General features: G+C 46.5%; 15 protein-coding genes, 1 tRNA gene and 2 pseudogenes. 14 read left to right on the top strand and 4 right to left on the bottom strand.

Features of this window, described 5'->3' with window-relative positions; translation table 11 throughout:
- The first annotated feature begins 9 nt into the window (after positions 1 to 9).
- Positions 10 to 1,410: a cell envelope integrity protein CreD gene (gene creD, locus ACX9GT_RS05400; protein WP_473190158.1), complete on the top strand. Its 1,401-nt coding sequence runs from the start codon at positions 10 to 12 to the stop codon at positions 1,408 to 1,410.
- A 36-nt stretch (positions 1,411 to 1,446) separates the two neighbouring features.
- Here the strand turns inward: creD and fldB are convergent, their stop codons facing one another.
- Positions 1,447 to 1,965 carry a flavodoxin FldB gene (gene fldB, locus ACX9GT_RS05395; RefSeq protein ID WP_473190157.1) on the bottom strand — a complete coding sequence of 173 codons (519 nt, stop codon included), beginning with the start codon at positions 1,963 to 1,965 and terminating at the stop codon, positions 1,447 to 1,449.
- Between the two features lie 106 nt (positions 1,966 to 2,071).
- Here fldB and xerD point away from each other — a divergent pair, with 106 nt between their 5' ends.
- The 9 genes and pseudogenes from xerD (at position 2,072) to ACX9GT_RS05350 (ending at position 10,959) form a co-directional block, all read left to right on the top strand.
- Positions 2,072 to 2,971 carry a site-specific tyrosine recombinase XerD gene (gene xerD, locus ACX9GT_RS05390; RefSeq protein ID WP_473190156.1) on the top strand — a complete coding sequence of 300 codons (900 nt, stop codon included), beginning with the start codon at positions 2,072 to 2,074 and terminating at the stop codon, positions 2,969 to 2,971.
- Positions 2,972 to 2,998: 27 nt separating this feature from the next.
- Positions 2,999 to 3,712: a bifunctional protein-disulfide isomerase/oxidoreductase DsbC gene (gene dsbC / locus ACX9GT_RS05385; RefSeq protein WP_473190155.1), complete on the top strand. Its 714-nt coding sequence runs from the start codon at positions 2,999 to 3,001 to the stop codon at positions 3,710 to 3,712.
- 6 nt (positions 3,713 to 3,718) lie between these two features.
- Positions 3,719 to 5,452 (top strand): single-stranded-DNA-specific exonuclease RecJ, encoded by a 1,734-nt coding sequence (recJ, locus tag ACX9GT_RS05380; protein ID WP_473190154.1) that lies wholly within the window; start codon positions 3,719 to 3,721, stop codon positions 5,450 to 5,452.
- 148 nt (positions 5,453 to 5,600) lie between these two features.
- Positions 5,601 to 6,699 (top strand): peptide chain release factor 2 gene (prfB, locus tag ACX9GT_RS05375; protein WP_473190153.1). Its coding sequence is split into 2 segments (ribosomal slippage): positions 5,601 to 5,675 and positions 5,677 to 6,699, totalling 1,098 coding nucleotides; the frame shifts between segments, so codons are not numbered across the junction.
- Positions 6,700 to 6,708: 9 nt separating this feature from the next.
- Positions 6,709 to 8,226, top strand: coding sequence for a lysine--tRNA ligase (gene lysS, locus ACX9GT_RS05370; RefSeq protein ID WP_473190152.1), 1,518 nt, complete (start codon positions 6,709 to 6,711; stop codon positions 8,224 to 8,226).
- 166 nt (positions 8,227 to 8,392) lie between these two features.
- Positions 8,393 to 8,466 (top strand) — tRNA-Gly (locus ACX9GT_RS05365).
- A gap of 195 nt (positions 8,467 to 8,661) precedes the next feature.
- Positions 8,662 to 9,837 (top strand): annotated as a pseudogene (locus tag ACX9GT_RS05360) (tyrosine-type recombinase/integrase); the annotation flags it as partial.
- A gap of 60 nt (positions 9,838 to 9,897) precedes the next feature.
- A pseudogene (locus tag ACX9GT_RS05355) lies at positions 9,898 to 10,188 on the top strand (integrase); the annotation flags it as partial.
- A gap of 480 nt (positions 10,189 to 10,668) precedes the next feature.
- Complete coding sequence (locus ACX9GT_RS05350; RefSeq protein ID WP_473190151.1) at positions 10,669 to 10,959, top strand: autoinducer binding domain-containing protein; 291 nt, start codon at positions 10,669 to 10,671, stop codon at positions 10,957 to 10,959.
- Between the two features lie 11 nt (positions 10,960 to 10,970).
- Here ACX9GT_RS05350 and ACX9GT_RS05345 read toward each other — a convergent pair whose 3' ends face one another.
- Positions 10,971 to 12,179 (bottom strand): IS256 family transposase, encoded by a 1,209-nt coding sequence (locus ACX9GT_RS05345; protein ID WP_473187481.1) that lies wholly within the window; start codon positions 12,177 to 12,179, stop codon positions 10,971 to 10,973.
- Positions 12,180 to 12,304: 125 nt separating this feature from the next.
- Positions 12,305 to 12,928: a TetR family transcriptional regulator gene (locus ACX9GT_RS05340; RefSeq protein ID WP_473190150.1), complete on the bottom strand. Its 624-nt coding sequence runs from the start codon at positions 12,926 to 12,928 to the stop codon at positions 12,305 to 12,307.
- 259 nt (positions 12,929 to 13,187) lie between these two features.
- On the opposite strand from ACX9GT_RS05340, the gene ACX9GT_RS05335 reads away from it, so the two are divergent.
- The 4 genes from ACX9GT_RS05335 to car are packed head-to-tail and all read left to right on the top strand — an operon-like array spanning position 13,188 to position 20,718.
- Positions 13,188 to 13,811, top strand: a complete 624-nt coding sequence (locus tag ACX9GT_RS05335; RefSeq protein WP_473190149.1) for an isochorismatase family protein — start codon at positions 13,188 to 13,190, stop codon at positions 13,809 to 13,811.
- On the top strand, positions 13,808 to 15,754 hold the full coding sequence (locus ACX9GT_RS05330; protein WP_473190148.1) for an anthranilate synthase family protein: 1,947 nt from the start codon (positions 13,808 to 13,810) through the stop codon (positions 15,752 to 15,754). Before ACX9GT_RS05335 ends, ACX9GT_RS05330 begins: the two co-directional genes overlap by 4 nt.
- A 33-nt stretch (positions 15,755 to 15,787) precedes the next feature.
- Positions 15,788 to 17,278, top strand: a complete 1,491-nt coding sequence (locus ACX9GT_RS05325) for an MFS transporter (protein ID WP_473190147.1) — start codon at positions 15,788 to 15,790, stop codon at positions 17,276 to 17,278.
- A gap of 41 nt (positions 17,279 to 17,319) precedes the next feature.
- A complete protein-coding gene (car, locus tag ACX9GT_RS05320; RefSeq protein WP_473190146.1) occupies positions 17,320 to 20,718 on the top strand; it encodes a carboxylic acid reductase in 3,399 nt (1,132 codons plus the stop codon).
- A gap of 318 nt (positions 20,719 to 21,036) precedes the next feature.
- Here car and ACX9GT_RS05315 read toward each other — a convergent pair whose 3' ends face one another.
- Complete coding sequence (locus ACX9GT_RS05315; RefSeq protein ID WP_473190145.1) at positions 21,037 to 22,317, bottom strand: tyrosine-type recombinase/integrase; 1,281 nt, start codon at positions 22,315 to 22,317, stop codon at positions 21,037 to 21,039.
- Positions 22,318 to 22,336 lie beyond the last annotated feature (19 nt).

The raw sequence follows: 22,336 nt of genomic DNA, 5'->3' as shown, positions 1-22,336 counted from the left end.
CACGCAGCGATGTTTAAATCGGTATTGTTTTGGAAAATAACCACCCTGTTAGGATTGATGATCCTGATGATGATCCCCGTAGCACAACTGATGGATGTGGTGCAGGAGCGCAGCGGCTATCGCCAGAGCGTGGTTGGGCAGGTGAGCGAAAGCACCAGCCGGGCACAGCGGATCCTCGGGCCGTTGATTGTTATCCCCTATACCCTGCGGGAAGAGAAGAAAGATGATAAAGGGGAAGTTTATGTACAGGTGAGCCGCCATCAGCGCTTTGTGTTGCCGGAATCATTGCTGGTGGATGGCAAGCCAAATGTTGAAGTCCGCAAGCTAGGGATCTATCAGACGCAGGTTTATCAGGGGCCACTGAAGTTTCAGGTAAAATTTGCTCAACCCGAGCTGGAAGATTTGCAAAGCAGCAATGTGACCATCGGTCAGCCATTCTTGCTGGTGTCACTGAGCGATTCACGGGGTATCAAGAGTATTTCAACATTGAACGGCGTGCAGCAGCAGGCGGCGTTTGAACCTGGCACGCTGGTGAGCGAACTTTCTCAGGGCATTCATGCGCCGTTGGCGCTGGAGTCTTTGCAACAACACGGGTTAGAGGCGGATTTCACGCTGACTCTGGCTGGCACCAGCAGTCTGTCATTGGTGCCGCTGGGGCGCAGTTCTGAACTGGTATTGCAGAGTAACTGGCCGCATCCGAATTTCCTCGGCAATTTCCTACCCGATGAACGTAAAGTGACGGAGAACGGTTTTACCGCCCGCTGGCGCAGCACCTGGTTTGCCAACAATATCAACAGTGCGTTTCTCTATGATAACGGCATGATCGACGAGGAGAAATTGCCTACGTTTACCACCAGCCTGATCGAACCGGTGGATCACTATCAACTGACCGAGCGCGCGGTGAAGTATGCGGTGTTGTTCCTCGGGCTGACGTTTATGGCGTTCTTCCTATTCGAAACCTTGACCGGGCTGCGGGTGCATCCGATTCAGTACCTGCTGGTGGGGGCCGCGCTGGTGTTGTTCTACCTGATTCTGCTGGCCTTCTCGGAACATCTTGGCTTTGATATCGCCTATTTGCTGGCAAGCCTGGCTTGCAGCGGGCTGATTGCTTTCTACTTGAGTGCGGTGCTGCGCAGCAAGTTGCGCGGTGCGCTGTTCGCCGCCAGTCTGTTGTTGCTGTATGGCGTGCTGTACCTGCTGTTGCAGTCGGAAGATAACGCGCTGGTGCTAGGGTCGGTACTGCTGTTTGTCGTTCTGGCGGGCATCATGTTGCTGACGCGTAAGCTGGACTGGTATCAGGTGGCCGATGCGGCGCGGCTGAAAGGGAATGCTGTTACGGCAGAAGCGACAGTAGAAACTGGCGAAACACCGGCCAGCAATGGTGAGGGTCGTTTTAGGTTGTGGAAGTAATGTTTCTTCTGGGCGCATAGTGTGCGCCCATTGATCTTACAGTAGCGGCTCCATCTCCAGCAGGATCTGTTCGCACCACTGTTGCAGGCGATCTTCGCTCAGGTCGTACTGATTCACCTCATCCAGCGCCAGGCCGACAAAGTGTTTGCCGTCGGCGCAGAGGGGTTTCGGGCTGGTGAATTCAAAGCCTTCGGTCGGCCAGAAACCGATAAACTGCACGCCGAGCGGGGCCAGACGATCGTGCAGCATCCCCAGCGCATCGAGGAACCATTCGCCGTAGCCTAACTGATCGCCCATCCCGTACATGGCAACAATCTTGCCTTGCAGGTCAAGCTCACCCAGTTGCGGCCAGATGGCCTCCCAGTCCTCTTGCAGTTCGCCGAAATCCCAGGTAGGAATACCAAGGATCAGGATGGAGTAATCTTCCATCAGCTTGGGGGAAACGTCTTTCAGGTTGTGCAGGTCGACCAGGTCTTCACCCAGAATCTCACGGATTTTTTCTGCTGCCATTTCGGTGTAGCAGGTGCTGGAGCCGTAAAACAGACCAATCTTCATGTATAAACCGTTATATAACCGTAGCGAGAATGACCAGGAGTGTACCAGATTTGTGCTGGCTTCAGGCATAATGCCGGGGCATAAACGTAACAAGAGAGAGGAGCCGATGCGACAGCAAGAAAGTGCGCTGATTGAGCAATTCCTGGATGCGCTATGGCTTGAACGCAATCTGGCGGAGAATACGCTGGCTTCTTACCGGCTGGATTTGCAGGCGTTGGCAGGCTGGCTTGAGCACCATAACAGCAGCCTGTTGCAGGCCGAAGCGCTGGACTTGCAGGCGTTTCTCGCCGAGCGGGTTGAGGGGGGATATAAGGCCACCAGCTCTGCCCGTCTGTTGAGCGCGATGCGCCGTTTATTCCAATATTTTTACCGTGAAAAGCTGCGGGAAGACGATCCTACCGCGCTGCTAGCCTCACCCAAGCTGCCGCAGCGGCTGCCGAAAGATTTGAGCGAAGCGCAGGTTGAAGCACTGCTACAGGCACCCTGCGTCGATCAGCCGCTGGAACTGCGCGATAAAGCGATGCTGGAGGTGTTGTACGCCACGGGCTTGCGCGTATCGGAACTGGTAGGGTTGACCATCAGCGACGTCAGCCTGCGGCAAGGGGTGGTCCGGGTGATCGGCAAAGGCAATAAAGAGCGATTGGTGCCGCTTGGCGAAGAAGCTGTGTACTGGATCGAAAATTATCTGGAATATGGTCGCCCGTGGATGTTGAATGGCCAAACGCTGGATGTGCTGTTCCCCAGCAACCGCAGCCAGCAAATGACCCGCCAGACATTCTGGCATCGCATCAAACACTATGCGATCCTAGCCGGTATTGACAGCGAGCGGCTGTCTCCGCATGTGCTGCGCCATGCTTTCGCCACCCATTTACTGAACCATGGTGCCGATCTCCGTGTCGTACAGATGTTATTGGGGCATAGTGACCTCTCGACCACGCAAATTTATACTCATGTAGCGACCGAACGATTGAAACAGCTACATCAACAGCATCACCCGCGCGCTTGACGTGCAGGGTTAGGAAGGATTGGAAGAATGAAAAAAGGTTTATTGCTGCTCTCTATGCTGGTGGCTTCATTTACCGGCGCAGTTCATGCTGACGACGCGGCGATTCAAAAAGCGCTCGCTAGCCTGGGTATCAAGCAGGCCGACGTGCAACCTTCACCGGCTGCTGGTCTGAAAACCGTACTGACCGAGAACGGCGTGCTGTATATCACGGAAGATGGCAAACATGTGCTGCAAGGGCCGCTGTATGACGTCAGTGGTGCAGAGCCGGTGAACGTGACCAACCAACTGTTGATCACCAGGCTGGAAGCGCTGAAAGATCAGATGATCGTCTATAAAGCTGCAAAAGAAAAACACGTGATCACCGTGTTTACCGACATCACCTGCGGCTACTGCCACAAACTGCACGAGCAGATGAAAGAGTACAACGCACTGGGGATCACCGTGCGTTATCTGGCGTTCCCGCGTCAGGGTCTGAACTCGCAGGCTGAAAAAGACATGCAGTCTATCTGGTGTGCTGCCGATAAGGCCAAAGCCTTTGATGCGGCCCTGAAAGGCGATGCAGTTTCCCCGGCCACCTGCAAAACCGACATCAGCAAGCATTATGCGTTGGGCGTACAGTTTGGCGTTCAGGGCACCCCCGCTATCGTGCTGCAAAATGGCATGATGATCCCAGGCTATCAGGGCCCGAAAGAAATGCTGGCGATGCTGGATGCACAAGCAGCCTCAGCCGCAAAGAAATAAGAGCCAGTGAGTATTAAAACCCAATTACGCCGCCGCGAGGCGGCGGACGCCAGCCATCTGCCCGCCAGTTTGCCCCCGTTGTTGCGCCGCCTATACGCGTTGCGTGGGGTTAAGGGTGAACAGGAACTGGAACGTGGCGTTAAAGGGATGCTGCCCTGGCAACAGTTGGACGGCATTGACGCGGCGGTAGCCATCCTGCAGCAGGCGCTGATCGATCGCCACCGTATTATGGTGGTGGGTGATTTCGACGCCGACGGTGCCACCAGTACCGCACTGACGGTGCTGGCATTGCGCAGCATGGGTTGCAATGCGGTCGACTATCTGGTGCCAAACCGGTTTGAAGATGGTTACGGCCTGAGCCCAGAAGTGGTGGAACAGGTTGCGGCGCGCGGCGCTGAGCTGATCGTCACCGTGGATAACGGTATTTCTTCCCATGCGGGCGTTGACTTGGCGCACGCCAAAGGGATGCAGGTGCTGGTTACCGATCACCATCTGCCGGGCGAAACGCTGCCTGCGGCGGAAGCGATCGTTAACCCCAACCTGCGTGGCTGCGATTTCCCTTCCAAATCCTTAGCCGGTGTCGGCGTGGCGTTTTACCTGATGCTGGCGCTGCGTGCCCGGCTGCGCGACAGCGGCTGGTTTGAACAACGGGCATTGGCGGTGCCTAATCTGGCAGAATTGCTGGATCTGGTGGCGCTGGGCACGGTGGCGGACGTGGTGCCGCTGGATGCCAATAACCGTATTCTGGTGCATCAGGGCCTGAACCGCATTCGCGCTGGTAAATGCCGGCCAGGCATCCGTGCCTTGCTGGAGGTGGCGAATCGTGATGCGCGCCAGTTGGCGGCGAGCGATCTCGGTTTTTCTCTTGGCCCACGGCTCAACGCGGCTGGGCGGCTGGATGATATGTCGATCGGCGTGGCTTTGCTGCTGAGCGACGACATCGCTCAGGCACGCATGCAGGCCAACGATCTCGACGCGCTGAATCAGACCCGGCGTGAAATTGAGCAGGGTATGCAGGTGGAAGCGCTGCAACTGTGCGATCAACTGGAGCGCTCTACCACCGCACTGCCTTATGGCTTGGCAATGTACCATCCGGAATGGCATCAGGGCGTAGTCGGCATTCTGGCTTCACGCATTAAAGAACGTTTCCACCGCCCGGTGATTGCCTTTGCCCCGGCGGGTGACGGCATTCTGAAAGGTTCTGGCCGTTCGGTGGCCGGGTTGCACATGCGTGATGCGCTGGAGCGGCTTGATACCCTGAACCCTGGGCTGATGCTGAAGTTTGGCGGCCACGCGATGGCGGCCGGTTTATCGCTCGAAGAAGCCAAGTTTGATGAGTTCCGCCAGCGTTTCGGCGACCTGGTGGGCGAATGGCTCGATCCGGCGATGCTGGAAGGGGTGATCTGGTCCGATGGCGAACTGGCAATGCAGGAACTGACGTTAACCACGGCAGAACTGTTGCGTGAGGGCGGGCCATGGGGGCAGGCGTTCCCAGAACCGACCTTCGACGGTAAATTCCGTATTCTGCAACAGCGGCTGGTGGGGGAAAAACACCTGAAACTGATGGTGGAGCCGCTCGGCGGTGGCCCGTTGCTGGATGGCATCGCCTTTAACATCGATACGGCGCTGTGGCCTGACAGCAGCGTGAAAGAAGCGGAGCTGGCCTACAAGCTGGAGGTCAACGAATTCCGTGGCAACCGCAATGTGCAGTTGCTGATCCAACATCTCTGGCCGCGCTAGTCTTTTCTAGGGGTACCTTTAGGCGCCCCTACCACTCTCCCCACAAAAACTGACCAACTCGCTATAAACTGGCGGCGCGATCCGCTAGAATTACCGGTTCCAATGGCATTTCGCCATCGACGACATCAACGTAAGAACGCTAAAAATCATGTTTGAAATTAATCCGGTAAAAAACCGCATTCAGGACCTGTCCGAGCGGACGGCCGTTCTTAGGGGGTATCTTTGACTATGATGCCAAGAAAGAACGCCTAGAAGAAGTCAACGCCGAGCTGGAACAGCCGGACGTCTGGAATGAACCCGATCGCGCGCAGGCGCTGGGCAAAGAGCGCTCGGCGCTGGAAGCCATTGTTGAAACCATCGATCTGATGGAGCAAGGCTGTGAAGACGTTTCCGGCCTGCTGGAGCTGGCGGTCGAAGCGGAAGACGAAGAAACCTTTAATGAAGCGGTGGTTGAGCTTGATCAACTGACCGCCAAGCTGGAGCAGTTGGAATTCCGCCGCATGTTCTCTGGCGAATACGACAGCGCGGACTGCTATCTGGATATCCAGGCCGGTTCCGGCGGCACCGAAGCGCAGGATTGGGCCAGCATGCTGCTGCGCATGTACCTGCGTTGGGCCGAGTCGAAAGGTTTTAAAACGGAAGTGATTGAAGAGTCCGACGGCGATGTCGCGGGCCTGAAGTCTGCCACCATCAAAATTATCGGCGACTACGCGTTTGGCTGGTTGCGTACTGAAACCGGCGTGCATCGCCTGGTACGCAAGAGCCCATTCGATTCTGGTGGCCGCCGCCACACCTCGTTCAGCTCGGTGTTTATTTACCCGGAAGTGGATGACGATATCGATATCGACATCAACCCGGCCGATCTGCGCATCGACGTGTATCGTGCCTCTGGCGCGGGTGGTCAGCACGTTAACAAAACCGAGTCAGCGGTGCGTATTACCCATCTGCCGACCAACATTGTGGTGCAGTGCCAGAACGATCGCTCTCAGCATAAGAACAAAGATCAGGCTTTCAAACAGCTGCGCGCCAAGCTGTATGAATATGAGATGCAAAAGAAAAACGCTGACAAGCAAATGCTGGAAGACAGCAAATCCGATATCGGTTGGGGTAGCCAGATCCGTTCTTACGTGCTGGATGACTCCCGTATCAAGGATTTGCGCACCAGCGTAGAAACGCGTAATACGCAGGCCGTACTGGATGGCGACCTGGATAAATTCATTGAGGCAAGTTTGAAAGCCGGGTTATGAGGAACAGAAATGTCTGAGCAACAAGCACAAGGCGCCGAGCAGGCGTTGGATCTCAACAACGAGCTGCAGTCACGCCGTGAAAAACTGGTCGCGCTGCGCGAAAACGGCATTGCGTTCCCGAATGATTTCCGTCGTGATACCACATCCGACAAATTGCACGCAGAATACGGCAACAAAGACAACGAAGAGCTGGAAGCACTGGGCATTGAAGTGACCGTGGCTGGCCGCATGATGACCCGCCGTATTATGGGCAAAGCCTCGTTCGTTACCTTGCAGGACGTGGGTGGCCGCATTCAGCTTTACGTGGCACGCGACGATCTGGCCGAAGGTATCTACAACGAGCAGTTCAAGAAATGGGATCTGGGCGATATCCTCGGCGCACGCGGTAAGCTGTTCAAAACCAAGACCGGCGAACTGTCCGTTCACTGTACCGAACTGCGTCTGTTGACCAAAGCGCTGCGCCCATTGCCGGACAAGTTCCACGGCCTTGCGGATCAGGAAACCCGTTATCGCCAACGCTATCTGGATCTGATCGCCAACGACGAATCCCGCAACACCTTCAAGATCCGTTCTCAGGTGATGGCGGGGATCCGTAACTTCATGGTGGGCCGCGGCTTTATGGAAGTCGAAACCCCGATGATGCAGGTGATCCCTGGCGGTGCGTCTGCTCGCCCGTTTGTCACTCATCACAATGCGCTGGACATCGACATGTACCTGCGTATAGCGCCAGAACTGTATCTGAAGCGCCTGGTGGTGGGTGGCTTCGAGCGCGTGTTCGAGATCAACCGTAACTTCCGCAACGAAGGCGTTTCTCCGCGCCATAACCCAGAGTTCACCATGATGGAACTCTATATGGCGTATGCGGATTACAAAGACCTGATTGAGTTGACCGAGGCGCTGTTCCGCACGTTGGCGCAGGATGTGCTGGGGAATACCCAAGTGCAGTACGGCGATGAAGTGTTCGACTTCGGCAAACCGTTTGAAAAGCTGACCATGAGAGAGGCGATCAAAAAGTATCGCCCTGAAACCGATCTGAACGATCTGAACGATATGGCTAAAGCGGTAGCGATTGCTGAATCCATTGGTATCAAGGTCGAAAAGAGCTGGGGTTTGGGCCGTGTGGTTACCGAGATCTTCGAAGAGACGGCGGAAAGCCATCTGATCCAGCCAACCTTTATTACCGAATACCCGGCGGAAGTTTCCCCGCTGGCGCGCCGTAATGACGAGAACCCGGAAATTACCGACCGCTTCGAGTTCTTTATCGGTGGCCGTGAAATCGGTAACGGTTTCTCTGAGCTGAACGACGCAGAAGATCAGGCACAGCGTTTTGCTGATCAGGTAGCCGCGAAAGACGCAGGCGACGATGAAGCGATGTTCTACGACGAAGACTACGTGACCGCGTTGGAACACGGCCTGCCACCAACTGCGGGCCTGGGCATCGGGATCGATCGTATGGTAATGCTGTTGACCAACAGCCACACTATCCGCGACGTGATCCTGTTCCCGGCGATGCGCCCGACCAAGTAACATTGCGTGAATCAATCAACCGGTGCAGGCAACTGTGCCGGTTTTTTTGCGTCTGAACCGTGTAGAAGAGCTATGTTGTTGCTAACCGCTTAAAACATCAGCAGTTAAATGCTTTCTCCGCTTGCCCGGCGCGGAGAACCGGTTATAATGCCAACCGCACACCAAAGCGGGTGTAGTTCAATGGTAGAACGGCAGCTTCCCAAGCTGCATACGAGGGTTCGATTCCCTTCACCCGCTCCATTTCCAACTCTTCAGAACTCCACAGACGTCAACTACCCACTGATTTAACTGAATTTTTATCGTTTTTCACGTCAACTCAATTCAACCGACATTACCCCCAATCAACAAGCCATTGTGTATAAAATTATGTATAGTTTCGCCTATACACTTTAGAACTATACACGTTGAGCGATTTTAGAGGAGGAAACTATACATATGCCTCTTACAGACCTTGAGATTCGCCGTGCTAAGGCGGAAGTAAAAACATATACAAAATCAGATGGTGGTGGCTTATCCCTGCAAATCGATCCTAATGGTGCTAAAGGTTGGCGCTTTCGCTATCGTTTTGAAGGCAAGGCTAAACTGATATCTCTGGGGACTTACCCGGCGGTGTCTTTGGCTGATGCAAGGAAAAAACGTGATGAAGCGAAAGAGCTTGTAGCTGCCGGAATTAACCCTAGCGATACTCGAAAAGAGAAGAAACTGGCTCAACAGGACAAGCTAGGTAATACCTTCGAATCCATCGCTCGGGAATGGTATCAGCGCCGCTACGATTTGTGGGCCGAATCCTATCGTACAGAAATGATCGCCACTTTCGAAAAAGATGTTTTCCCGCATATCGGGCATCGGCCCATTGATTCAATAACTCCAATGGAGCTCATGGGGGTTCTGACTCGACTTGAAGAGCGGGGAGCAACGGAAAAAATGCGAAAGGTGCGTCAACGTTGTGGTGAAGTTTGGAAGTACGCAATAGCGACGGGGAGGGCGTCAAATAATCCTGCCCCCGACCTGGCGAGTGTCATGATGCCCCACAAGAAAGAGCACTATCCTCATCTGAATGCTGTAGAATTACCTGATTTTTTAACGGTGTTACAGGCATACACAGGCAATGTTCTTGTTAAGCTTGCGATGAAGTTGCTCATTTTAACCGGGCTGCGTCCAGGGGAGTTGCGCAAAGCAGAATGGTCAGAATTGGATTTTGAGCATGCAATCTGGGAGATTCCTGCAGAGAGAATGAAAATGCGCCGCCCTCACGTTGTTCCGTTATCTAAGCAGGCACTTGCTATTCTGGAAGAGCTTAAAACAATGACAAGGGGCTATACATTCGTTTTCCCTGGGAGACTGGAGCGAGCTAAACCTATCAGCGACATGTCGCTCAATGTGTTAATTCGTCGCGTTGGTTATGGAGGAAGGGCGACAGGCCATGGTTTCAGGCACACGATGAGTACGGTCCTCCACGAAGAAGGGTTCAATACGGCCTGGATTGAACTCCAGTTGGCGCATGTGGATAAGAACAGCATCCGTGGTACCTATAATCATGCTCTGTATCTGGACGGTAGGCGGGAGATGATGCAGTTGTATGCCGATTACATCGACAGTTTAGAAGTGGGTCAGGATTTTGTTATTTTTTGCAGAGAATTCCGAGTAATGGATAAAACATCATCAACACTATTACACCTGATGGGGTACGATACGAAAGTGGATGTTTGCGACCACGACTTCAGCACCATGGCCTGTAGTTCGTTAATCGAGTCGGGCTTATGGTCGAAGGATGCAATAGAACGACCAGGAACGTAACAGCGTTCGTGCTGCGTACATCCACAAGGCTGAACATCTGGATGAGCGCAGACTGATGTTGCAGCGGTGGGCGGATTATCTGGATGCAAATAGGAAAAATCAGTGAGTCCGTTTGATTTTGCCAAGCTCAGGCAGTTACCGACTATGGCTTCCGACATACGCTGAGTACAACCTTGAATGTGGAAGGTTTTAGCACTACCTGGATTGAAATACAGTTGGCACTTGTCAATAAGAACAACCTACGGGTATTCATACTCATGGTTTGTATCTGGAACAGCGGCGAAACATGATGCAGTGGAATGCTGACGACATCGATAGCCTGGAAATACCAACGCTACCTGTTGTGTAGTCGTCGGTCATGAAAAACCAACAATGCCAGTGTAGTTACTGGTGTTTTTAGTCTCTGCTATCGCTTATTTTTTGTATCCGTGTATTCAGTTAGGCTTTGCAACACTTGGCGAAGAGGATCATTCACAAAAAAATTCAGCAGAGAGACCTTGCCCCTGCTGATAGTATAGTTATATGATATTTTTTAAAGATTCCCTAGTGTTGGCCTATTCGGCAGCCTGACTCAAATGTAGTCAGGTTTTTTTTTGTTATTTCGTTATCAGTAAGTTAGTAAAGAAAGTATAGGTTTTTTATGACATGATGATAGTTAGACTTAGGTCTAGTTTCGTACTATACTTTAATTATTACAGGGAAGTGACTATTTCATTTGGAGGTAACTGTATGTCAATCTTGTTTTCTGATAATGAGAACGTCAATGGTGCGATAAAAAACTATCTGAATCGAAAGCTGTCCCCTTTTGGGGATTTTAAATATTCGTACATGATATTAAACAAGAAAAATCCCGTTGAGATGTTAATTATATCAAATTACCCCAGTGAGTGGGTGGAAATGTATAAAGCAAACGAGCCTGTCCATAATTCTGTGTAACTGCCAACGTATTAAAGGTGACCGTCTAAGCGGTCACCGAATTCGATAATAAAACGACTCATCGCCAACCGCCAGTTCTTGATCGGCATACTCCATTTTTTCGACGCCGCCTGGATCGCCAGATAAATCACTTTTCTCACCGAGTCATCTGTCGGGAACACTTTACGCTTTTTAATCGCCTGCCGGATCACGCTGTTCAGCGACTCGATTGCGTTGGTCGTGTAGATCGCCTTGCGGATATCCGCTGGATAGCCGAAGAACGTGTTGAGATTTTCCCAGTGAGTACGCCAGCTTTTGCTGATTTGCGGGTATTTCTCATCCCAGACGCCTGCGAACTTGTCCAGCGCCATCAGGGCCGCCTCCTCTGTCGGGGCCTGGTACACTGTTTTCAACCCGCTGGTGACCGCTTTGTAGTCTTTCCACGACACGTACTTCAGGCTGTTGCGTACCATGTGGATAATGCACAGTTGGATGTGGGTTTGCGGATAGACGCTGTTTATCGCATCGGGGAAGCCTTTCAGGCCATCGACGCAGGCAATCAGGATATCCTGAAGACCCCGATTTTTCAGCTCAGTCAATACGTTGAGCCAAAACTTCGCCCCTTCATTTTCTGCCAGCCACATACCCAGAAGTTCTTTCTGACCCTCGGTGTTGATGCCCAGGGCAAGGAACACGGCCTTGTTGATGACGCTGCCATTTTGACGCACCTTCACCACGATACAGTCAAGGTAAACAATGGGATACAGTGAGTCCAGTGGCCGGTTTTGCCACTCGGTAACCTGCTCTTTAACGGCATCGGTGACTTTGGATATCAGCGTGGGTGACACGTCGGCATCGTACATCTCCTTGAACGTGGAGACGATTTCCCTCGTCGTCATCCCTTTGGCATATAAGGATAAAATCTGGCTGTCCATCTGCGTGATACGCGTCTGGTTTTTCTTTATCAGTTGGGGCTCAAAGGAGCCTTCACGGTCACGGGGTGTATTCAGCTCGAACTCACCATCATCAGTGAGCAGCGTTTTAGACGAGTAACCGTTACGGGCATTCGAGCCTTTTTTAGGGGTGTTTTTTTCATGGCCGAGGTGGTCAGTCAGCTCGGCATTCAAGGCGGTTTCGACGGTGAGCTTGGTCAACATACGAGAAAACGCATTGAGATCGGCTTCGGTTTTAATGCCTTTGGCCAGCTCAGCAGCGAGTGCCTTAAGTTTCTTTTCGTCCATAATTTGCCTGTCTCCATTGTCAGGAAGAACATATCAAAAACAGGCAATTACACAAATTAAATTACAGTCTCTTACTTAATATCCCAATAAGCACGTTGCTATTCTGGACAGCTACAGCACGAGTGTCATAATTCGCAAGAATAGTTTAGCCCTCCCTCAATAAGAGAAAATACCTCATCAAGGACATCATAATAAGCCACGTCTATTTTTCGCACTTTCCAAGAGTCATAAGCTGAACTATAGACAAATTCTAAAATGGTTGCGATAGTCTGCGGTCTAATATCATTTGAACGGTCGACACCTATTTTTTTTGCGATTAATGTGATCAGCGCTTCTTTCTTAGTATGTAGCATTTCAATATTTTTAGCATGAATCAAGATGTGATTCCTAATCAGATCCCTTAGGGTTTTAAATCTTTTTGGATCAATACCATATGCGCCTTCCTCACAACTTCTCGTTACACTAACCGATGCTTTCCGCAGTGCGGTTAAAATAGGCTCACTCTTCGGACGCGCAGCTAATGCAATAATAATTTCCTCATATTCAACAATTTGGTAGTCTAATACGACATCTTCTTTAGAGGCAAAATAACGAAAAAATGTGCGAGAAGACACGTTTACTAAATCAGTTATATCTTTAACTGTTGTGCTATCAAACCCTTTCTTGACAAAAAGACTATATGCTGCCTCGATCAAATCTTCCCGTAGTTGCAACTTCTTTCTTTCCCGGTGGCTAGTAGTAATATCCACAAAAACCTCTATTACGAATATATAGTTGCTATTTTTATATAACCATATGAATTTTATGGCTTTTAATTTGTGTAGGTTAGTTCTTCTCAAAACCAAGCCCCACTGTTGACCTATCTTCACACACTACTAATTTTTTTAAAACATGTTCTTGTCATTTAACGCCATTTGTCATAGATTGACATTTGTCACAGAGAGACACTTTTATCATGACGACACCCCCTGATTTATATTTCAATTAGTTAAATGGATTAAACTAAAAATGACATTCATCCCATCAATGATTTCTTACCAACTTCCTGAAAAAAATGAACTTCCTGCTAACACTGCAGCATGGACAGTTAATCCTAGTCGAGCAGTATTGCTTATCCACGATATGCAGCATTATTTTCTTAGACCTTTTGACAATGGCATGAAGGCCAATTTAATAAAGAATGTTGGCTTAATTAGGCAGTGGGCTGCGGAAAAGAATATACCTATTGCCTATTCAGCGCAGCCGGGAAGCATGACAGAAAAACAGAGAGGACTTTTAAAAGATTTTTGGGGGCCGGGTATGGAGGTTTCTAAGGCGGACAGAGAAATCCCTGAAGAAATATACCCATCTGTAGAAGATTGGATATTGACAAAATGGCGATACAGCGCTTTTTTTCAAACTACTCTTTTGGAGAACATGCGTCAATGCAACAGAGATCAGTTAATTATTACCGGTATTTATGGTCATATAGGTATATTAATGACTGCCCTGGAGTCTTACGCCAACGATATAGAGACATTTATTGTTGCTGATGCAATCGCTGATTTTTCTATCGAAGACCATCATATGATGTTGAACTATTCCGCTAAACGCTGTGCTGTTGTAACGACTTTTGGAGATATAACCGTATGAAAGTTGCGATTAACCATAGTGAAATTAATAACGATTTCTCTTCTATTTTTTCAGAAAATCCTCCTCCGTTTGCTATTATATATCGCCCAGAAGTTAACGCTGAACACATAGATTTATTTATAGGGGATACTTTCATCTGTGAAACATTAGATGAGTTACCGGTCGGGGATAATAATTCAAAATTAAATAATGGATATGATTTATTGACGTTAATTCCTTATTGTCAAATTAAAGAGAGGAATTTTGATTATATTAACGATCATACGCCTTTAATTGCAATACAGATAAAAAAGCACACTACACTAAGTAAAAATAAAATTTTAGAAATCATCAAGGAAACCCCAATTGATTTAGATAATGAACACTATGATACCACTGATGAAGAATATAAAATCACTGTAAAAAAAATAATTTCAGATGAAATAGGCAATGGTGCGGGCGCCAATTTTGTCCTGAAGAGAAAGTACTCTGCCAATATTAAAAACCATGATATTACAAAATCGCTATCCATATTTAGAAAGCTACTAAACCTCGAATCTGGAGCATATTGGACATTTATTGTCTATACCGGAGAGCAGGTGTTAGTTGGTGCAACGCCAGAGCGTCATATTAGTTTATCTGAGCAAATTGTGACTATGAACCCGGTTAGCGGCACTTACCGCTACCCAAAGTCAGGACTGTCTGTTAACGGCGTTTTAGATTTTCTTAACGATCAGAAAGAGACAGAGGAACTCTACATGGTAGTAGACGAAGAGTTAAAAATGATGTCTCGTCTTTGCGATACTGGTTGCACTATCTATGGACCTTACATTAAAGAAATGGCTAACCTTGCCCACACAGAATATCTCATAAAAGGCAGAACTAAATTATCACCCCAAAAGATATTAAAAGAGACACTATTTGCCCCAACGGTTACCGGTAGCCCGTTGGAAAATGCCTGCCGCGTTATTAAAAAATACGAGCCAGAAGGACGAGGCTATTACAGTGGCGTAATCGCACTTATTGGTCGAAGCTTAAATGGAATGTTAGAATTAGATTCCTCTATTATAATTAGAACAGCTCATATTAGTAATGACGGTAGATTTAACCTTAGCGTAGGTTCGACGCTTGTACGTCACTCTAACCCAGAGTCTGAATGTCTGGAAACCAAAGCGAAAGCAACAAGCCTATTAACGGCAATTAGCAAGGTTAATCCTACCTCTGATATCACTTCAGGAAAAAGAAAGCACAGTATCAATAATAACATCCTGGTAATAAAAGCATTAATGCAGCGAAATCAATCCATTTCCAAATTTTGGCAGAAGGTACATAACAATCCTAATACTTATATAAACCCTGCATTAGTAGGGCTAAAAACCTTGATCGTCGATGCTGAAGACACGTTTACCTCTATGCTTTATCAGTTATTAAAGTCTCTCGGCCTCTATGTTACAGTGAAACGGTTTGATGAACACTTTAACGTTAATGACTATGACTTATGTGTATTAGGCCCAGGACCTGGAAACCCTAATGATAGTGACGATATTCGTGTATCTAAGATTAAGAAAATAATTGCAGAACTGATCAAGTATGAATCAAAATTTATAGCGATCTGTCTGAGTCATCAGATTTTATGTTTACATTTAGGTTTGCCTGTTTATTTAAGGGAAAAACCAAATCAAGGCACTCAGAAGAAAATAAACTTATTTGGTGAAATAGAGAAAGTCGGCTTTTACAATTCATATTCAGGTATATCAAAAAATGAAAATATTTCAATGCAAAACGTCGGTACTATTGAAATAAGTAAGGACACAAAAAATCACGAGATACATGCTTTACGAGGTAATAATTTCTCATCAATGCAATTTCATCCAGAGTCAATATTAACGCAAAGAGGCATTAATATATTAGAGTTAAGACTACTCGAAATTATCAATGAGAATAAACTATTGGCTCATGGATAAATCAACACTTATAAACTAAAAGAGGATAAATCAATGACTATGGAAAATACTGACCTTCTATATGAAGAAAGTATACAAATAAAGGCAGGAAAGAAAGAATGGTTTGGTTTAATAACAGTGCTAGCGCTCGTACTTCTTGTTGCTATGGATGGATCTGTACTCTATCTGGCTATGCCAAAGATCATTTCTTCAATCATACCAACCGCCGATCAATCTTTGTGGATTCTAGATATCTATGGCTTTGTTGTTGGCTCTTTACTTGTTGCATTCGGTAATATCGGCGATCATTACGGTAGGCTGAAATTAATTATATGTGGTGCTATTATATTTGGAATAGGCTCTACCGGTGCCGCGTTTTCGAGCAGTCCTGAAATGTTAATCATCAGTCGTGCAGTTATGGGTCTGGGGGGAGCAACTCTGTTACCATCAGGTTTGGCTATTCTCAGTAATCTATTTTTAAACCCCAAGCAGCGCGCTCAGGCTATTGGGATCTTTGCAGCAACATTTGCTGCTGGGTTTGCGATTGGTCCAATTATTGGCGGATTACTTCTTAGCCGTTTTGAATGGGGAGTAGTCTTTCTCATTAATATTCCCGTGATCGTATTGTTTCTTATTTTTGCTCCTGTCGTTCTTAAGGAAGTGAAAGAGTCTCATTATGGAAAAATAGATATCTTAAGCCTCATCCTTTCTTTCGCTGGAATTTTATTATTTACCTATTCGCTGAAGACGGCAGCAGCCTACGGTATCTCAACCAATCAGTTATTGATTGGATTAATTGGCATCATAGGCCTAATTTGGTTTGTCAAAAGACAAAACCATATTAAAAACCCACTTCTTGATATGTCTTTATTTAAAGATCGTGTTTTCTCAATCGCCATTGCGACAGGATTATTATCCTTAGTCGTCTGGTCTGCCAGTGGATATTTAACTGGTATTTATCTTCAATCTGTTCTTGGGTTCAGTGTTTTTACAGCTGCTTTATTTGCTTTACCCGGTGCGATTGTTTTAACGGCAACATGTATATGGACTAATAAAATTGTAGATCGGATTGGTAGAAAAAATGCCTTAGTTATTACTCACTTACTTATTAGTTTAGGCGTAGCTATCTTACTCTTCACCAATACTGAGCATGGTGTTTTTGCCGTCATGGCTTCAACGATAGTCGCTGGTGTAGGTTATGGTTTGTCTTTCAGTTTGGTTGCCGAGATTGCCGTTTCTGCTGTACCACCTGAGCGTGCCGGTGCTGCAGCATCCCTGGCTGAAACCAGCAACGAAATCGGCAATGCATTAGGAATAACCGTACTCGGTTCGTTAGCAGCATTCTATTTCAGGTTTTCTGGCCCAAATATTGCCGGAACGCTAAATGAAACGTTAAACCATTCTGAGTTACCAGCTAAAGTGATTGAACAAGCTCAGCAAGCCTTCATTGGTGGGATGCATCTTGCTGTTGTGGTGGCAAGCATTTTGACCTTAATCGTCGCTATCCTAGCAATCATTTGGGTGCCGAAAGCAATTTCCGAATAGATTATTAAATACTAATAAGATCATAATAATAGGAGAGTAAAATGCGTCTAGCTCACATTGTAACTGAAATAATGGAAAAATATTCAGAGCGCCCAGCAATAGCTGAAAGAGATTATGAGTATAAAAAAGATCCTGTTGAACATACGGTTTTTATTAACTTATTGCCAAAATATAATATACAAACATTTAAAAAATTACAGGATAAAGTTGAAGCAATCGCTAGCGAATGGCACCACCATTTGTCTTACCCGCTTAAGGATGGTGATAAAGTTGCTATATTAGCATTTACCAGCGCTGATTATGCTGCTATTGATATTGCCTGTATAAGGCTTGGAGCAGTTTCAGTTCATCTACAAACTAGCTCAGCAAAAGAGCAGATGAAAACGATTATAAACGAAACGAAACCAACAATGATCGCGGCAAGTGTAGAATATGTGCGTATTGCTACAGAGCTAGCAAAGACAACCCCTTCGATTAAGCGTATTGTGGTATTTGATTACCATAAAAGTGTTGACATGCATGTTAATACTGTCGAGGAATTAAACACCCAACTTAAAAAAGACCGATTTCCATTTGCTGTTGAGACGTTGGAAAAAATAATTAACACTGCTACAGCACTCCCTCCTGCTCCATTCCCTAATGAAACAGAGGAAGATCCCTTATCAATGTTAATTTATACATCTGGTAGCACGGGGGCGCCTAAAGGGGCTATCTATACAGAAAAATTAGCCTCAGGTATGTGGGGAGGCAACTGGTCAAAAATTTTCTCGGATAAAATCGCCACTACGATTCATTACATGCCCATGAGTCATGTAGCGGGACACTCATCACTCAAAAACACCATCGCAAGGGGAGGTGTCAGTTATTTTACCTCAAAAAGTAATTTAAGCAGTTTCTTTGATGACATCTCATTAGTCAAACCGACGGAATTATCTATGGTTCCCAGAGTGTGCGAGATGATCTATCAACAATATAATAGCGAACTAGTTAAACGCAAGTTAAATGGGGGAGACAACGAGAAAATTGAGTCAGATTTAAAGGAAGAAATGCGAGTTAAGTTTTTGGGGGGAAGAATTGAGTGGGCTGGTTGCGCTTCAGCACCGCTATCTAAAGAACTACATATTTTTATCGAATCTGTGTTAAAGATAAAACTGCATAATATTTACGGCTCAACTGAAGCAGGCGTAATTTGGGTTGACAATAAGTTATTAACCCCCCCTGTCACTCACTATAAAATTATAGATGTTCCTGAATTGGGGTATTTCACAACCGACTTGCCATACCCTAGAGGTGAATTATTATTGAAAACACAGTCGATTATTCCCGGATATTATAATCGTTCCGACTTAAATGATGAACTATTCGATAAAGATGGCTACTACATTACAGGAGATATTGTAGAGGAAATTGGCGATCAACACTTACAATTTCTCGACCGTAGGAAAAACGTCATTAAGCTATCGCAGGGTGAGTTTGTAGCAATTACTAACCTTGAGGTTAAATTTAGTACCAGCACACTAATTAGACAGATTTTTATCTATGCTAACAGTGAGTGGTCAAGTTTATTGGCAGTTATTGTACCCACAGAGGAGGCTCTGAGTAAATATCATTCTGATGATAAAGAACTAAAGAGACTCATCAGGGAATCAATACGTAAAATTGCACAAAATCACAGCTTAAGACCTTACGAGATCCCGAGAGATTTTATTATAGAATCGAAACCCTTTAGCCAAGAGAATGGACTGCTTTCTGATCATGGTAAGCCTATCTGGCCTAATCTAAGAAGCCACTACCACGGTGTACTGAGTATGCTTTATGAAAAGTTGTCTCGTAATGAAATAAATGAGCTATTCAATATTTATAAAAATAAAGCACATCAGAGCACGATTGAAACGGTTCTACAAATAGTGGGTAGTTTAGTTGGCGAAGCTGATGGCATGATAATCGAACCTTCTGCTAATTTCAGAGAAATTGGAGGGGACTCACTGTCAGCAGTCAGTTTTTCACTGACTTTGGAAGAGGTTTTTGGTATTAAGATGCCTATAGATAAAATTGTTAGCCCAGTATACTGCCTCGGTGATATTGCAAAATATATTGATTCAATGCAAAATAGCAAAAGTACCAGACCTAATTTTTCTTCTATACATGGCGTAGTGCCAACGGAAGTCTATGCCAATCAATTAAAACTAGATAAGTTTATAGAGCAAACGGTTTTGGAGCAAGCAGGCCATTTAAGTGTTAAGAGCAATAAGGCTAAAAAAATATTACTAACCGGTGCTAGCGGCTATTTAGGTCGCTTTCTTTGCCTAAAATTAATGGAGGACTTGAGCAAGATTAATGGTGAACTTATCTGCATAGTACGAGGTAAAGATGCACACTCAGCAAGATTGAGGTTAGAAAGTACTTTTGGCCCTTCTGATAGTCCGTTAGGTGCTTATTTTAGGTCGCTCGCGGATCAATGCCTCATTGTTATTGCTGGTGATATTTCTGAGCCGCGACTCGGTTTAGATGATGAATCGTGGGAATATATGTCGGATGAAATCGACACAATCTACCATGTGGGTGCTTTAGTTAACCACGTATTGTCTTACGACAATATCTTTGATGCTAATGTGTTGAGCACAACTGAGCTTATCGAGCTTGCATTGTCGAAACACATTAAAAAGCTGATTTTCATGTCGAGTATAGCAGTTGCCGCCCCAATAAAGCTTGATGAGTATGCGGACATCAGGATGGCTATTCCCTATCAAAAGATCACTGGTGAATATGCAAGCGGTTATGCAATCAGTAAGTGGGCTGGAGAAGTGTTACTAAAAGAAGCGCATGAAAAATATGGTTTACCGGTAACCATATTTAGGTCAAGCATGATCCTTTCGCATAGTGACTATGAAGGGCAACTTAATATTCCTGATATGTTCACAAGACTATTAATGAGTATTAGCAACACAGGTATCGCTCCCAAAACGTTTTATAATTTCCATAAAGATATAAAACCTCATTATGATGGTTTACCTGTAGATTTCACCACGTTATCTATAGTAGCTTTAGCCAAAAATAATACGAAGAAATACCTTACTTATAACTTGGTCAACCCCCATAACGACGGTATTTCCCTTGACACTATGGTTGATTGGTTAATTAACTCTGGCGTCAACATTGAAAGAATTGAGAATTATGATAACTGGCTAATTAATTTTGAAAACGCGATGAATAACTTACCAGAAAATCTAAAAAAATACACTTACCTCCCATTGTTATATGGAATTAAAAAGCCACAAGATGTTGTGCCCGGATCAATAATACCCTCTGATAGGTTTTCAGATGCCATGAAAGCATTATCGATTGATATACCACATATTACGCCGTCACTTATCCAAAAATACATTACTGACTTAAGTCTTTTAAATTTGGTGCCAAATAAAGAAAAGACTGCCAATTAATGCTTATATCATACTGAATATATATCTTTCCGTAAGTGCGGAAAGATATATGCATTCTATTATTTTCTTTTATACCCGTGTTCATTAAAGATACTTGATTTTTTCCACGCTGAGGATCATGCGGCTTTGTTGAATAAATCATATTTGGACAAAAGAGCCCCCTTGAATGTGCATATACCTCGCGGCTATGACGGCAACTCGTCAGCAGTTGGAGAGTGCCAATATCGTTGGTGCTGATATCGGTGGTATATGATTGAGTTTAGCCGTTATCAGCAGAAGAAAAAGTGATTCAGGTACGCCAGTGCATGAGCTAGACACTTACGCCTTCAACGTGTCGAGATAGTCCGCCCATTTTTGCAGCCAAACTTTACACTCAGCCTCGTAGCGATAAAGATCGTAGGTGCCCTCGATACCCTTGCGGGAATGGCCTAAAACGGCTTCTGCGACCTCACTGGGGCATCCAAGACGTGCCAAGCCAGTGCGCACGGTTCGGCGCAGGTCGTGCGGTGTCCAGTGGGGGATGTCCAACATTAAACCTTTTGTACGCAACTTATCAGCAGCAACATTCAAAGAGCCTTGCCGGATCGGTTTATGAGTTAACCGTGAAGGGAAAACAAATTGCCCGTTTTTTGTATCAAGTGATTGGAGAAATTGAACAGCCTGTCTGGATAACTGCACATGCCGCTCGCTCTCGCTTTTAGTTTCACGCAAGTGAATAGTGCCATTTTCAACGTTGACATCACACCATGCGATATCGCATATCTCCCCAGTTCGGCACCCCGTCAATAACGTTAAGTAAAATATATTTTTAACATTGTTTGGGTACTTAGAATCAGGTAGCCAGTGTAATAACCGTATCAACTCAGCGTCTGACAAAACACGTTTACCTGACTGTGGCGTCAACTTGATTCTTGCTTGAGTCAGACTCGCCTTCGCCAGTAACGCAGGATTAGCGAAATTTTCGTCCAACCAACCTAAACCAATGGAAAACTCATAAGCGGAGTTGAGTTCACGGAGAATGTTACCAGCCAGCACATTTGCGCCACGTTCAACAACAACCATGATAAGGTCAGTCACATCTTTACGAGTAACATCTTGGGCAGGACGCAGACCAATTTTATCGACCACATCCTTAGTCAGCATACGGCGAACCTCCTGCTGACCTTCTAGTTTGCGTACGCCTTTTATGACGCGACCATCCTTCCCATGGCGATCTTCAATGCGTTGAGTCAGATACAGTTCAACCAAATCTTTGACGGTGAAAATAGACTTCTGCGCTGCTAATTCCGCCTGCTGCTTTTGCTGTTTTTCAGCTTTCAGTTCACTAGCAGGGCAGCGACCTTCATTCTTTACCTGCTTAAGCACTTGCAATTCAGCGCGAGCCTGTGCCAAAGAGATGTTAGGAAAGTGACCGATCTTAACTTGAGTGAGCTTGTGAGTGAGGGGACTGGTATAGCGGTAGAAGAAAGTTTTAATGCCAGTAGCGCCACAAGCGAACCGTAACCCTCGATTTTCGCCAGTATCAGCTTTGTCTTTGTCACCGGGTTTCATTGCTTCAATGGCTTTGGTTGATAGTGGCTTTTTCTCTGTTTTTTCCACCTGACTGGCTCCATGCGTT

The sequence above is a fragment of the Serratia sp. YWN4 genome, from assembly GCF_055790845.1.
The sequence above is the reverse complement of the archived record's forward strand: the minus strand, read 5'-3'. Positions and strand labels throughout refer to the sequence as shown.

Bases quoted from the DNA above. Each gene is read 5' to 3' on its own strand.
- car (WP_473190146.1), top strand. From the start codon at position 17,320: ATGCGTCTAGCTCACATTGTAACTGAAATAATGGAAAAATATTCAGAG.
- ACX9GT_RS05345 (WP_473187481.1), bottom strand. From the start codon at position 12,179: ATGGACGAAAAGAAACTTAAGGCACTCGCTGCTGAGCTGGCCAAAGGC.
- ACX9GT_RS05335 (WP_473190149.1), top strand. From the start codon at position 13,188: ATGACATTCATCCCATCAATGATTTCTTACCAACTTCCTGAAAAAAAT.
- ACX9GT_RS05350 (WP_473190151.1), top strand. From the start codon at position 10,669: ATGATGATAGTTAGACTTAGGTCTAGTTTCGTACTATACTTTAATTAT.
- fldB (WP_473190157.1), bottom strand. From the start codon at position 1,965: ATGAAGATTGGTCTGTTTTACGGCTCCAGCACCTGCTACACCGAAATG.
- xerD (WP_473190156.1), top strand. From the start codon at position 2,072: ATGCGACAGCAAGAAAGTGCGCTGATTGAGCAATTCCTGGATGCGCTA.
- creD (WP_473190158.1), top strand. From the start codon at position 10: ATGTTTAAATCGGTATTGTTTTGGAAAATAACCACCCTGTTAGGATTG.
- ACX9GT_RS05330 (WP_473190148.1), top strand. From the start codon at position 13,808: ATGAAAGTTGCGATTAACCATAGTGAAATTAATAACGATTTCTCTTCT.
- dsbC (WP_473190155.1), top strand. From the start codon at position 2,999: ATGAAAAAAGGTTTATTGCTGCTCTCTATGCTGGTGGCTTCATTTACC.
- lysS (WP_473190152.1), top strand. From the start codon at position 6,709: ATGTCTGAGCAACAAGCACAAGGCGCCGAGCAGGCGTTGGATCTCAAC.
- ACX9GT_RS05325 (WP_473190147.1), top strand. From the start codon at position 15,788: ATGACTATGGAAAATACTGACCTTCTATATGAAGAAAGTATACAAATA.